This is a genomic window from Paenibacillus sp. FSL H7-0756 (assembly GCF_038006765.1).
Lineage (GTDB): Bacteria > Bacillota > Bacilli > Paenibacillales > Paenibacillaceae > Paenibacillus_AQ.
Genome location: NZ_JBBOVT010000002.1, coordinates 1,395,343 through 1,407,852 on the forward strand (window position 1 = coordinate 1,395,343; position 12,510 = coordinate 1,407,852).

A 12,510-nucleotide genomic window follows, 5' to 3' on the forward strand; every position below is an offset into this window, starting at 1 on the left:
TCCCCGCTAACCGGGAGCTTCAGGCAATACTGCCTGAGGCTCCGGCAAGGAACATCGTCCGCTTCAGAGAAGACCTCACTTATCCCATCATATGAGCGATGAGTGACTTATAGAAGGATTAGCCGTGCAGAAGCGATTCTGCTCCGTCACAGTAGATTTCCGTACCGGTGATATGATCCGAATCCTCAGAAGCCAGGAACAGCGCAAGCTTGGCCACCTGATCCGGACGTCCAGGCCCTTTCTCCAGCGGCTGTCCGCCATCGGGGAACTCCACTTCAATCTGCACTTCCTTGAGATCGTCCGAAGGATAGGTATTATCATCTATATTCGTGGTAATAGCTCCCGGACAGATAGCGTTTACACGAATCTTGTACTGGGCCAGCTCAAGCGCAGCCATCTTCATAAAAGCTACCTGACCTGCCTTGGTCGTACTATAAGCAGAGAACCCGACATTGGAGAATACCCGGTTGCCGTTGATCGAGCTGTTGATCAGAATGCTGCCGCCCTTCTCCTTGAGATGAGGAATCGCATATTTGACGGTGGCGAAGGTGCCACGCAGATTAATCTGAATCGTCTGATCCCAGGACTCGATGTCCATCGTCTCAATCGGTGTCATGGCGCCGTTGATCCCGGCATTGGCGAAGACCACATCCAGCTGTCCCCACTTCTCCACTACCTGGTTCACGGCATGCTCCACCTGCTGCGGATCAGCAATATCACATTCAAACACTTCGGCTTCTCCGCCCTCCTGCTTGATTCTAGCGGCCACCTTCTCCGCATTCTCCACCGTCCGGTCCAGAAGTGCCACCTTGGCCCCGCTTCTGGCGAACTCCAGCACAGATGCCCGGCCGATACCCGAGCCGCCTCCTGTAACAATCGCAACCTTGCCTTCCAGTTTCTTCGCAGTCATATGTGCAGTCGCCTCCATTGGTGTTTGATGTTCAAGTTATGTTCTTTCCCTTAACTTTACCTCTCATACCTGGAAGTGAATCGGAACATAGCGCCTGAAATAGCAAAAAAGCTTGACCCGCGACGGTTAAACCGGCAGCAGATCAAGTCGTAATGCTAAAGAATGATGATCCCGAATCAGCCCAGCATCATCCGGTCGTCAGCCAGCTTATGGCCGCTGATCGCTTCGAATTCGCCAAGCAGACGCTCTACCGTCAGATCCTTCTTGCGCGTCTCATCGAAATCAAGGATGATCGAGCCTTTATCCATCATGATGAGCCGGTTGCCCAGCCGGATCGCCTGATCCATATTATGGGTAACCATCAGCGTAGTCAGCTTCATCTCACGGACAATGGATTCCGTAAGGGTGGTGATTAGCTCCGCGCGCGATGGGTCAAGCGCAGCTGTATGCTCATCCAGCAGCAGAATCTGCGGCTGGGTAAAGGTCGCCATCAGCAGGCTCAGCGCCTGCCGCTCGCCTCCTGAGAGCAGTCCCACCTTAGCACGCAGCCGGTCTTCCAGGCCGATGCCCAGGCGGCTGAGCTGTTCACGGAATAGCGTTCGTTTGTACGCATTGACACCCAAGGACAGCCCGCGGGACTTGCCCCGCTTGTAGGCCATAGCCAGGTTCTCCTCAATCGTCATATGCGGCGCAGTCCCAGCCATCGGGTCCTGGAAGACCCGGCCGATCCAGCGTGCGCGCTGGTATTCCGCCAGATGGCTGATTGAGCTGCCCTCAATGCGCGCTTCCCCCAGATCGGGCTTCATCACGCCTGAGATAATGTTCATCAGTGTAGATTTGCCGGCACCGTTACTGCCGATAATCGTGACGAAATCCCCGGCTTTCAGTTCAAGATCGATTCCCAGCAGTGCAACCTTCTCATCCGGCGAACCGGGATTGAACAGTTTACACACATTATCAAGCTTCAACATTAGCGGCCCCTCCTCTCTGCTTGCTGCGTTGAGCCAGCTCAGCAAGCTCTGCAGTCCGTCTGCGGGCCGTGCTCTTCTGCTTCACATACCGCTGAACCGACGGGAAGACTAGGGCAATAATGACGATAATTGCAGTGATCAGCTTGAGGTCGGAAGCCTTGAGCCAAGATACCCGGAGGGCCAGAGCGACAACGATCCGGTACACGATTGAGCCGAGCAGCACAGCCAGTGTCGCCCGGAAAACGTTCTTCGCACCAAAGATTGCCTCACCGATAATTACCGACGCGAGTCCGATCACAATCATCCCGATCCCCATTGAGGCATCGGCGAAGGAAGAATACTGGGCGATCAGTGCGCCCGAGAGCGCCACCAGCCCGTTCGACAGGCTGATCCCTAGAATGGTTGTTGAATCCGTGTTGACCCCGAAGCTGCGGATCATCCGCGAGTTGTCGCCGGTGGCCCGCAGGGCCAGTCCCAGATCGGTGCGCAGGAACAGATCCATCAGGATTTTGACCAGCACAACGATAAAAGGCATGACCAGCAGAGGATTCATGGAGCTGAATAACGTATCCTCCCCCATGAGGGAGACATTCGGCTTATCCAGAATCCGCAGATTGATCGAATACAAGGCAATCATCATCAGAATCCCGGACAGCAGCCCGTTGATTTTACCTTTGGTATGAAGCAGACCGGTACACATTCCTGCCGCCATTCCGCCGAGCAACGCACACAGGGTAGCCAATAACGGAGAATAACCACTATTGATCATCACTGCGGCAATCGCGCCGCCGGTTGTGAAGCTTCCGTCCACCGTCAGATCGGGGAAATCCAGAATACGGAAGGTAATATACACCCCAAGCGCCATGAATGCGTAGAGCAGGCCCATTTCCAGAGCCCCGATTAATGAATTATACATTGCTGACTTCCTCCCTCAAGCGGCAAAGGGCGCCCACCCTCGGACGCACCCTGTTTATGAAATCTATAGGTTATTGAATAATATTATTGCCCGGATCAGCCACTTCAGCCTTCATAGCATCCGTTACTTCAATTCCCTGTGCTGCCGCCGCCTTGAGATTAAGGACCAAGTCCAGCTTCTCCTGCATCGTCACCTTCATATCACCGGGACTTTTTCCGTTCTTAAGCACTTCTACCGCCATTTGGCCGACCTGATAGCCATGATCATAGTATTTGAAGCCTACCGTAGCAAAAGCCCCCTTCTCTACCGTATCACGGTCAGCCGAGAAGAACGGAAGCTTATTGTCGTTAGCCGTCTGGATAATCGTATCTACGCCGCTGACAACGGAGTTATCGAGCGTAATGTACAGCGCATCTACGCGCCCTACAAGGGAATCCGCAGCCTGCTTCACTTCCGAAGTATTGGTAATCGCCGCCTTCACCAGCTCGATCCCGTGCTTGTCCAGCTCACCTTTGGCGATATCCGCCATAACTACAGCATTCGGCTCTCCTTCATTAATGACCAGGCCCAGCTTCTTCACCTTGGGGAACTGCGTCGCAATGAAGTTCATCAGGCGGGTAATCGACTCCGGATTGGTATCCGATGCGCCCGATACATTACCTCCGGGATGCTCCAGATCACTGACAATCTTGGCATCCAGAGGGTCGGTTACCGCAGCGAACAGAATCGGAGTGTCCTTGACTTTTTGAACCACTGCCTGAGCTGAAGGTGTTGCAATTCCCAGCACCAGATCATTCTTGTCGCCGGCAATTTTCTGGGCAATGGACAGGTTGTTGGCCTGATCGGCCTGAGCGTTCTGAAGATCCACCTTCAAATTCTCCCCTTCAACAATCCCTGCATCCTTCAGCGCAGCAAGGAATCCTTCGCGGGTGGCATCCAGTGACGGATGCTCCACATATTGCGAGATGGCAATCTTATAGGACTTGGCATCGCCTGAGCCTGCATTCGAGGCTGGAGCTTCCGTCGCTGCGGCCGGGGCATTCCCGGTGCCCGCGTCATTCTTCACTGCTGCATTATTGTTTCCGCAACCGGCAGCTACGAGCATCAAGGCCATACTTAGCCCCATCCAAATCTTCTTTGTTTTCATCAGATAACCCCTCTTCTTGTACGGGTTCAGCGCGAGAACCTGGGCTAGCGGTCCAGCATTATCGCTTTCATCTTTAAAAGCATTAAAGCGAACGCCCGCACCCTGTCCCCATCCGCTCCCCGAATCTATTAAACATATATTATATGTAGGTTGATTTCCCGTCAATCATTTAAGTGGGGTCCATATTTTACAAAATACGCACAATGAGTATCTCCTCGCTTCAACAATCTGCGGTTTATCTTGACATTGTTTGCTAAAGCCTGCAGCACATAAAAAAAGCGGTCCTGCACAAACTTACCTTAAAGTTTGAAGATGGAGCGTGCCCTATGCCAATAATCAATCTGCGTACAAGCAAAATTTTATTGTCCTCCGCTATCCTAGTTACCGCCATTACGGGAACAACCGCCTGCAGCTACACCAGCAAGGACAGCACTCCCAAGGTTAACTCGCTGACCCCAACCGGAACATTTGCGGGCAGCTATTATGAGAAGAATTCTTTTACCGACAAGGAAGGCAAGTACTGGATTCCGCTCAAACCGGCTGTCGCCTCCATCGGCTTCCGGATGAAGGATGACACGGCAAGCGGCGGCTATACCAAGCTCGGCTATAGTGATGTCATGTATATGCTGCGGCCGGATTCCAGCCAGGTGTTCTCATTGGGCCAGAAAATCACCCTTCCCGATGTCCCCGTCCGCCGTGAAGGTCAAATCTATATCACCCCCACCGCCTTGTCCAAGCTGCTGCAGACCGAGGTCGGCTGGAATCCTGTTACTGGCGAGATCAATATCGCGACTCCTTCCGACAGGGAGAGTACAGAGGGCTCCGGCAAGGTGGAGGCTGCGAAGCCGCTGCGGATTCAGAGTGTATCGAGCGTGGACACGGGAGAGCTGGTCTCCTATGCCAAAAAGTTTCTCGGTGTACCTTACGATTTCGGCGCTGGCCCCTATGAAGAGACCAAGCGCTTCGACTGCTCGTCCTTTACACGCCATGTCTTTCAGAAATTCGGGGTGGATCTGCCTCGTCTGGCCAAAGATCAGGACAACATCGGCAGACGGGTGTCGCGCAGCTCGCTGGAGCCCGGCGATCTGATCTTCTTCACCGTACCCGGACGTTTCGAGAGCGACGCGGTTCCCGGTCACGTCGGTATCTACATCGGCGGAGGGAATTTCATTCACACCTGGGGTGACCCCGGCGTACAGATCAGTGAGCTGGACAGCGGATACTGGAGCAATGTAATTCTGCACATGCAGCGCGTGCTCTAGACCCGGACACAATAAATGCAAGGAAGACTGCCTCGGCTCACTTACTGAGCGACCGGTTCACTTCCTTGCATTTATTGCTGAATCCGAACGCACGAATCCTTTGAACCGGCTGCCCTGATATGACAGCTCCCCCCGGTCCCCCTCCACAATCATGGCATACGCCTTAGGCTTCACTTCAAACTCTCTGCGGCTGCCATTATAGAATTCAAAGGTCACATAATAACTCGTGTGGGTTCCCATATGGCCTCTTCCGCCCCAGACCTCTGTCCGTTTGGCTACTGCCGTGACTACCTTTGATTGCAGAGGGCTGGTCTGGTTGGTCATCCAAGTCTTGAGCCCTCTCCAAATCGTATATGCAACAAAGCCTGCGATCAGCAGCAGAATGAGCTTTAACAAGAATGGCCCCTCCGTGAAAAATCCGCTCTGGCTGCTGGACGCTGCCGGGTACAAACCGTTAAATAAGCCTGCATGATGCAAATTAACCGCTCCTTCCGATAATTTTTTCACAAAAAGTTCAATTTACTAAAGAATACGCAGCGTAGCAGCTCCGGTTTCGTTATTCCGCAGTCGCAGGCATTGAAAAAACAGCCTATTATATTTGGCCCTGCTAAGATCCTATGATATGCTTTAACTACAATATACAAAAGAGGGGGGTTCTCATGAGGAGAGATTGGACGCATCTGTCACTGCTGGATGTGCTGAAGGCCGTGTTCCTTCCACTGCTGCTGCTGACCTTCCTGATCATGGCCCTCCAGATGCTGCACGAACAAGAGTCTGAGATGCATTCTGTAAGGCCGGACCGCTATGAGCATAAGCTGGCTCAGCCAGCGCGCGTGCATCATACGCAGATTTATGATGCGCTGGCCGTCAGGCTTGCTCCCCGTGAGAACCCTCTGACGCTGGAGTCCGGACCTTTCGGGCTGCTGCTCTGTGTATCCCTGCTCCCCTTCATTTACATTCTGCTGAAGCGGCGGCTGCTGATTCCGCTCAAATATAATTCACATTTCGTAGGAGTGCGGCTGTACGCTGAATGAGCAGCAACCGCCGTAACCCGCAACACAAATACCGGTTTCCTGCTGAAAGGAGGAAATCTTATGAAAGTCAGATATAGAAACGCTGCACCCTTACGTTATTCTAAGACCTTGCGTCTGCTGTCCATTGTAGGCGGAGGATTACTTGCTGCCGTTGGTCTGGAGCTGTTCCTGATGCCGCATAAGCTGCTTCCGGGCGGCATTGCCGGACTATCCGCCCTGCTGTCCCATGTGACTGAAATGCGGCTTGGATTATTCCTGTTCCTGTTCAACCTTCCATTTATTCTGATGTCGCGCAGGCAGATAAATCTCCGCTTTGCCTTGTATACGATGCTTGGCCTGATCTGTCTGACAGCAGGGTCTCTGGCACTGCACCATTTCCCGGCGGCAATCAGCGAGCCGCTGCCTGCGGCCATTGCCGGGGGTCTATGCCTCGGGTTCGGCCTGGGCATCTCTGTACGCTTCGGCGGGCTGACCGCAGGAAGCGAGAAGCAGAGCGTACGGCTGCTGAACGGAGGACCGCCCAAATCGGCTGAGATGCCGATTATGCTGTTCAACATGCTCATCCTGCTCTACGGCGGATCATTATTCGGCTGGGATCAGGCGATGTATAGTATCATCGCGTACCTGCTCGCCTTTGAAGCGCTGAGGTTCTCCTTAAGAGATCTTTCACTTACGCAGGCGGTGTTCATTACCAGCAGCAAATGCGAGGAGATCCGGCGCAAGCTCCAGCAGTCGCTGGACCGCGAGGTGAAGCTCGTAAAATCCACAGGACCGCAGGGAGAGCCAGGGACAGTATTCTGTCTGGCCAGCAGGCTGGAGGAAGAGCAGCTTGCCTCTATCGTGCATGACTGTGATCAGGACAGCAAGATTGTGATTAATGCCGCGCGGAACAACCGGATCTCAGCGCTTTTCCGTAATAAGCCGCCGGGCTAAGCCCTATGGCCTTCCATAGCGGCACAAAGCAAGTAAAAAGCGTTCCCGTAAGTAACATACGGGAACGCTTTTTGGATTACACGCCTATCGGAGCCTACTGAATCCTGCTATTTGTCAGCGGAACATCCCCCATAAGCGGATCAGGTGAAACGTATTGTTCGGATCAATCTTTTGGGCAATGACGAATTTCACAATTTGTTCTTCCTGCGCAGACGTCAGCTTCTCATGCATCACCGTCGAGGCATTACGCACCAGCTTGCGCACGACTGCTGTATCCTGCAGCTCCTGTTTGGAGATGCCGGTAATCATATTCTTGACGCGTTCCTTGACCGCCGGATTCTTCATCTTCAGCTTGATACGATCCACCAGCTGGGGACTGATTCCATATTGCTGATAACCCAAGTACAGCACCTCCTGTCATATCCAATCATTCACAGTATATGAAGGCAGGTGCCCGGATGTGCCTGTTCAGTCAATTAAATCCCCCTGGAAAATTTGTTCCTGCTGCAAATACCCGCGCAGCGGCGCAACATCCGCCGAGGTCCAGAAGGAAGCCTCCCGCAGCAGCTCCGCAGCATCATCGCGCGCCAGCTCCAGCGTCTCGAAGTCAGCGGTCATATCCGCCAGCCGGAATTCAGGCAGGCCGCTCTGCTTCGTTCCGAAGAAATCCCCCGGTCCGCGCAGCTCCAGGTCCCGCCGTGATACCTCGAACCCGTCATCCGTATCTGTCATTGCAGTCATCCGCTCGCGCCCGATCTCCGACTTCGGATCAGCCATCAGCACACAGTAGGAAGCATGCTCCCCTCTGCCGACCCGGCCGCGCAGCTGATGCAGCTGAGACAGCCCAAAGCGGTCAGCATCCATGATAATCATCAGCGTGGCATTCGGGACATCGACACCAACCTCTACGACCGTTGTAGACACCAGAAGCTGCAATTCGTTACTGTAGAAGTTCCGCATTACCTCGTCCTTCTCGGACGGCGTCATTCTCCCGTGAAGCAAGCCCACCCTGTAATCCGGAAAAGCCTGAGACATCTGCACATGCAGATCAATCGCATTCTGCACATCCAGCTTCTCCGACTCCTCAATCAGCGGACAGATCAGGTAGGCTTGCCGCCCCTGTTCAATCTCGCGGCTAATCAGGTTCATCACCCGCTCCATCAGATCCGGCTTCACCCAGTAGGTGGTAATCGGCACACGCCCCTTCGGCCGTTCGGATAACGTAGACACATCCATATCCCCAAAGACGGTGATCGCCAGCGTCCGCGGGATCGGAGTGGCAGTCATCGTCAGCACATCCGGGTTGTACCCCTTGCGCCGCAGGACACTGCGCTGGTTCACCCCGAAGCGGTGCTGCTCATCCGTAACCACAAGCCCCAGGCTGCGGAAGAAGACATCCTCCTGGATCAGCGCATGGGTCCCGACGACCACATCCAGCATGCCCATCTGTAGAGAGGCCAGCAGATCCTTCCGTTTGCGGCCGGTTACGCTGCCGGTCAGCAGGCCCACGGTAATACCGAAGGGCTCGAACATCTTCGTGAGCGAGCGCATATGCTGCTCTGCCAGGATTTCAGTCGGCACCATCAGCGCACCCTGAAATCCGGATCTTACAGTTGCGTAGAGCGCTATGGCCGCGAGTACAGTTTTGCCGGAGCCCACATCGCCTTGAAGCAGCCTGTTCATGCAATACCCTGAACGCATATCCTGCAGAATCTCCAGCTCCACATGCTTCTGGGCATCGGTCAGCTCAAACGGCAGGCTGCGCACGAATTGCCTCACTGTTGCATTGTCCACTGTATGAACCACGCCATCCATCCGGCCACGGTTCAGCACGCGGAAGGCTTGTACCTTCAGCTGGAACAGGAACAGCTCCTCATACACCATCCGGCGTCTTCCCTGCTGGCCCTCGCGCGTGTCCTCCGGCTGATGGATCGTGGCTATGGCCCGCTTGCGTGACATGAAGTCATATTTGCGCATAATGCTGTGCGGCAGAATCTCAGGGATCAGGTCCCCGTACTGCTGCAACGCCTGGCCAATAATCCGGCGAATCCAGGACTGCGTAATCTTGCCCCCGACGGAGTATACCGGCTGTAGCGTTCCTGTCTTGCCTTCGCCTCGGTCCGGGAATTCATAGTTGGTCACCGTAATCTGATTACGCTTCTGGTCCCACTTCCCCGTCAGCACCACTTCACGGCCGACCGTCAATTGTTCACGCGCATAATGCTGGTTGAACCACGTAGCGGTGAACATCCACGGCTCCGCCACCATCTTGCAGCTCATGCGGGATTTGCCCCCGAAGCGCTGGAGCACCGGAATGCCGATGACCTTGGCTACCACGGTTGCCTTATCGCCGTGCTTAACCTCACTAAGAGATTTCGGACGGAAGTCCTCATACCGGAAGGGGTAATACTCCAGCAGATCCTTCACTGTAAAGACGCCAAAGGCGTGAAGCTCGCTTTGCTTTTGAGCGCTCACGCCAGTTATTTGTTTCACTTCAATTGAATCCAAAGTAAGCACCATGTTCATCCCCTAACCTTAAGCGGGCCAGATGAATACGGCTAAGGTTCCGTTCCCGACATGGCTGCCCACGACAGGGCCGACATTGGTCAGAACCTTCTCTTTCAAGGTGAAATGTCCGGCTAACTCCCGCAGGAACTCTTCGCCGGAAGCCGGTTCAGCCGTATGACCCACGGCCACATGTATTGTATTCACACCCGGCAGATCTGCCTTGAACAGCTCGATCATGCGGGCGACTGCCTTCTTGCGCCCTCTGACCTTCTCTACCGCATAAATAATGCCTTCCGCATCAATGGACAGGATCGGCTTGATATTGAGCAGTGTGCCCAGGATGGCCGATGCCTTGCCGATTCTACCGCCCTTTTGCAGATATTCCAGTGTATCCACGAGGAAATACAGCTTGCGGGATTGACGCAGACTCTCCACCTTCGCCAGAATCTCCGCAGGAGCATGCCCCTGTTCTGCCAGCCGGGCGGCTTCCACAACCATGAACCCGAAGCCGTAGGAGGCGGAGAGGCTATCCACCACGGTGATAGCTTCTCCGTCCTCTTCCAGCATGGATTTGGCCATGACAGCAGACTGATAAGTACCGCTTAAGCCGGAGGAGATATGGAAGGACAAAATGGAACTGCCTGGATGCTTCTCCTGTATATTGCGGTATACATTCATGTATTCTACAGGAGACGGCTGTGAAGTGGTCGGCAATTGCGGCGAGCGGGGAAGACGCTCGTAGAATTGTTCCGGAGTCATATCTACATTATCCCGAAATGCCTCTTCGCCGAACATCAGCGTCAGCGGAACGACTTCAATGCCGTACTGCTCCGCCAGAGCAGGCGGGATATCGGAGGTGCTGTCGGTAACGATTACGGTACGATTCATAATGTTCCTCCCCATACTATGATTTGGCTGCGCCACTCACGTAGAGATTCTACGGCTCGACTGAAAAAAGATAATAGTACAGCGGCTGGCCGCCTTCATGAATCTCAACCTCAACCTGCGGATACGTCTCTTCCAGCCAGCTGCCGAGGGCATCCGTAATGTCAGCCTCGGTATCTGCACCAGTGAGTACAGTAACGATCTCATCACCATTGACCAGCATGCTGGACAACAGCTCCTTGCTGACCGTGAGCAAATCATCGGCAGCAGCAACAATCTTGGAGCTCTCGATGCCGATATACTGACCGGATTTGATCTCCAGATTCTCCATCACGGTATCCCGTACAGCATTGGTAATCTGCCCGGATTTGACCTGGGCAATCGCCTCCAGCATGTTGCTGGTGTTGGTATCTACCGCATCCTCCTCCTGGAAGGCAAAGGCTGCCGAGATTCCCTGGGGAATACTCTTGCTCGGAATCACTGTAATCTCACGTTCGCCCTCCAGCAGCTCCTTGGCCTGCTGAGCAGCCAGGACGATATTGGAGTTATTCGGCAGAATGAAGATATGCTTTGCGGAAATGGAAGAGATCGCATTCACGAAATCCTCTGTACTCGGATTCATCGTCTGGCCGCCGGCCAGGATCGCATCGACACCCAGGCTGCGGAAAATATCCGAAATTCCATCTCCTGAGGAGACCGCAATGAAGCCGTATGGCGCCAGATCATCCGCAGGAGGAACCGCAGGCGCCTGCACACTGGCCTTCTCTTCCGGAATATCGGCGAAGACATCCGGCATCGGAGCGATGTCCATACCGGCAGTCAACAGATCGCGGTGCTGCTCACGCATGTTAAGGATGTGAATCTGGGTAATCTCCCCGTGGACAAGCGCCAGATTAAGCACCTCTCCGGGAGTCTTGGAATGCACATGCACCTTGATTGTCTCATCATCCGAGATGACGATGATCGAATCCCCGTTAACTGATAACGCTTTCCGAAAAGCTTCCTCATCAAAATCCGCTTTCACGGATGCGCCAAGCTGACGGTTAATGAAAAATTCCATATCATATAAAAATTCAATGTCTTCCGTATGGAGCTGTGATTGCGCGGAAGACTGTACGGAGGACATGGCATGCTCAGGTTTGGCCAACACTGGTGCCGGTACAGATACCGGAGCTGCGGCTTGTCCTTGCACAGGAGTCTGCACAGGTGCTGAGACCGCTCCGCTGATCAGATGCTGATGGAAGCCTTCATAGATGTAGACCAGACCCTGGCCCCCCGAATCCACCACGCCCACCTGCTTCAGCACAGGCAGCTGCTCAGGCGTATGTGCCAAGGCTTCCTTAGCTTTGGCCAGGACTTCAGTCATCAGCTCGATAATATCAGTTGTGCGGCGTGCATAATACACTGCATGTCTGGCAGCTTCCTTGGCGACCGTAAGAATGGTGCCTTCAACCGGCTTCACCACTGCCTTATAGGCGGTATCCACCCCGGTCTGCAGTGCTGCAGCGAACTGCTGTGTGTTAAGCTCATCATATTGGGCCGCGTAACGTCCAAGTCCTCTGAACAGCTGTGACAAAATAACGCCGGAGTTCCCGCGCGCGCCCATCAATAGTCCCTTCGACAGCACTCCTGCACATTGACCGACAGAGGCCGTGTTGTTTCTCTTCAATTCGTTCGCGCCTGCGGTCATAGTCAGATTCATGTTCGTGCCCGTATCGCCATCCGGCACCGGAAACACATTCAATGAATTGACATGCTCGGCATGCTGCTGCAGCATTTCCGCACCGGCTAGTACCATTGCGGTAAAATCTGTCCCGTTTATAGAACGCTTACTCAATGAGAATTCCCCTTCCTAACTTCATGCCTAATCAATTCAATGATCAACTGGACATAATGCACTAATTTATATTGTACTATAAGAGTCTACAGAAATAAATGTTTTTG

12 protein-coding genes are annotated in these 12,510 nt (G+C 53.8%); 3 read left to right on the forward strand and 9 right to left on the reverse strand.

Going from position 1 to position 12,510, the window contains the following annotated elements:
• Positions 1–118: 118 nt before the first annotated feature.
• The 4 genes from NST04_RS22750 to NST04_RS22765 all read right to left on the reverse strand — a co-directional run bounded on the left by NST04_RS22750 (position 119) and on the right by NST04_RS22765 (position 3,944).
• Positions 119–910: an SDR family oxidoreductase gene (locus NST04_RS22750; RefSeq protein ID WP_341021224.1), complete on the reverse strand. Its 792-nt coding sequence runs from the start codon at positions 908–910 to the stop codon at positions 119–121.
• 176 nt (positions 911–1,086) lie between these two features.
• A complete protein-coding gene (locus NST04_RS22755; protein ID WP_341186246.1) occupies positions 1,087–1,881 on the reverse strand; it encodes an ABC transporter ATP-binding protein in 795 nt (264 codons plus the stop codon).
• On the reverse strand, positions 1,868–2,797 hold the full coding sequence (locus NST04_RS22760; protein WP_341186247.1) for an ABC transporter permease: 930 nt from the start codon (positions 2,795–2,797) through the stop codon (positions 1,868–1,870). The genes NST04_RS22755 and NST04_RS22760 overlap by 14 nt, the downstream gene beginning before the upstream one ends.
• Positions 2,798–2,867: 70 nt before the next feature.
• Positions 2,868–3,944, reverse strand: a complete 1,077-nt coding sequence (locus NST04_RS22765) for an ABC transporter substrate-binding protein (RefSeq protein ID WP_341186248.1) — start codon at positions 3,942–3,944, stop codon at positions 2,868–2,870.
• Positions 3,945–4,270: 326 nt separating this feature from the next.
• Between NST04_RS22765 and NST04_RS22770 the strand changes: the two genes are divergently transcribed.
• The gene (locus tag NST04_RS22770) at positions 4,271–5,206 is read left to right on the forward strand and encodes a C40 family peptidase (protein WP_341186249.1); all 936 of its coding nucleotides are present in this window, start codon (positions 4,271–4,273) and stop codon (positions 5,204–5,206) included.
• A 57-nt stretch (positions 5,207–5,263) separates the two neighbouring features.
• Here NST04_RS22770 and NST04_RS22775 read toward each other — a convergent pair whose 3' ends face one another.
• The gene (locus NST04_RS22775; RefSeq protein WP_341186250.1) at positions 5,264–5,602 is read right to left on the reverse strand and encodes a DUF2500 domain-containing protein; all 339 of its coding nucleotides are present in this window, start codon (positions 5,600–5,602) and stop codon (positions 5,264–5,266) included.
• 263 nt (positions 5,603–5,865) lie between these two features.
• Between NST04_RS22775 and NST04_RS22780 the strand changes: the two genes are divergently transcribed.
• Entirely contained in the window at positions 5,866–6,240 is a 375-nt protein-coding gene (locus tag NST04_RS22780; protein ID WP_341186251.1) for a hypothetical protein, read from the forward strand.
• Between the two features lie 60 nt (positions 6,241–6,300).
• The gene (locus tag NST04_RS22785; RefSeq protein WP_341186252.1) at positions 6,301–7,173 is read left to right on the forward strand and encodes a YitT family protein; all 873 of its coding nucleotides are present in this window, start codon (positions 6,301–6,303) and stop codon (positions 7,171–7,173) included.
• Positions 7,174–7,287: 114 nt separating this feature from the next.
• On the opposite strand, the gene NST04_RS22790 is transcribed toward NST04_RS22785, so the two are convergent.
• From NST04_RS22790 to NST04_RS22805, 4 genes are all read right to left on the reverse strand, one after another.
• Positions 7,288–7,575, reverse strand: a complete 288-nt coding sequence (locus NST04_RS22790) for a stage VI sporulation protein F (protein WP_341186253.1) — start codon at positions 7,573–7,575, stop codon at positions 7,288–7,290.
• A 66-nt stretch (positions 7,576–7,641) separates the two neighbouring features.
• Entirely contained in the window at positions 7,642–9,693 is a 2,052-nt protein-coding gene (gene recG, locus NST04_RS22795) for an ATP-dependent DNA helicase RecG (protein ID WP_341186254.1), read from the reverse strand.
• Between the two features lie 15 nt (positions 9,694–9,708).
• Positions 9,709–10,569: a DegV family protein gene (locus NST04_RS22800; RefSeq protein WP_341186255.1), complete on the reverse strand. Its 861-nt coding sequence runs from the start codon at positions 10,567–10,569 to the stop codon at positions 9,709–9,711.
• A gap of 49 nt (positions 10,570–10,618) precedes the next feature.
• Complete coding sequence (locus NST04_RS22805; protein ID WP_341186256.1) at positions 10,619–12,403, reverse strand: DAK2 domain-containing protein; 1,785 nt, start codon at positions 12,401–12,403, stop codon at positions 10,619–10,621.
• Between the last annotated feature and the right edge of the window lie 107 nt (positions 12,404–12,510).

Bases quoted from the DNA above. Each gene is read 5' to 3' on its own strand.
- NST04_RS22750 (WP_341021224.1), bottom strand. From the start codon at position 910: ATGACTGCGAAGAAACTGGAAGGCAAGGTTGCGATTGTTACAGGAGGC.
- NST04_RS22755 (WP_341186246.1), bottom strand. From the start codon at position 1,881: ATGTTGAAGCTTGATAATGTGTGTAAACTGTTCAATCCCGGTTCGCCG.
- NST04_RS22760 (WP_341186247.1), bottom strand. From the start codon at position 2,797: ATGTATAATTCATTAATCGGGGCTCTGGAAATGGGCCTGCTCTACGCA.
- NST04_RS22765 (WP_341186248.1), bottom strand. From the start codon at position 3,944: ATGAAAACAAAGAAGATTTGGATGGGGCTAAGTATGGCCTTGATGCTC.
- NST04_RS22770 (WP_341186249.1), top strand. From the start codon at position 4,271: ATGCCAATAATCAATCTGCGTACAAGCAAAATTTTATTGTCCTCCGCT.
- NST04_RS22780 (WP_341186251.1), top strand. From the start codon at position 5,866: ATGAGGAGAGATTGGACGCATCTGTCACTGCTGGATGTGCTGAAGGCC.
- NST04_RS22785 (WP_341186252.1), top strand. From the start codon at position 6,301: ATGAAAGTCAGATATAGAAACGCTGCACCCTTACGTTATTCTAAGACC.
- recG (WP_341186254.1), bottom strand. From the start codon at position 9,693: ATGGTGCTTACTTTGGATTCAATTGAAGTGAAACAAATAACTGGCGTG.
- NST04_RS22800 (WP_341186255.1), bottom strand. From the start codon at position 10,569: ATGAATCGTACCGTAATCGTTACCGACAGCACCTCCGATATCCCGCCT.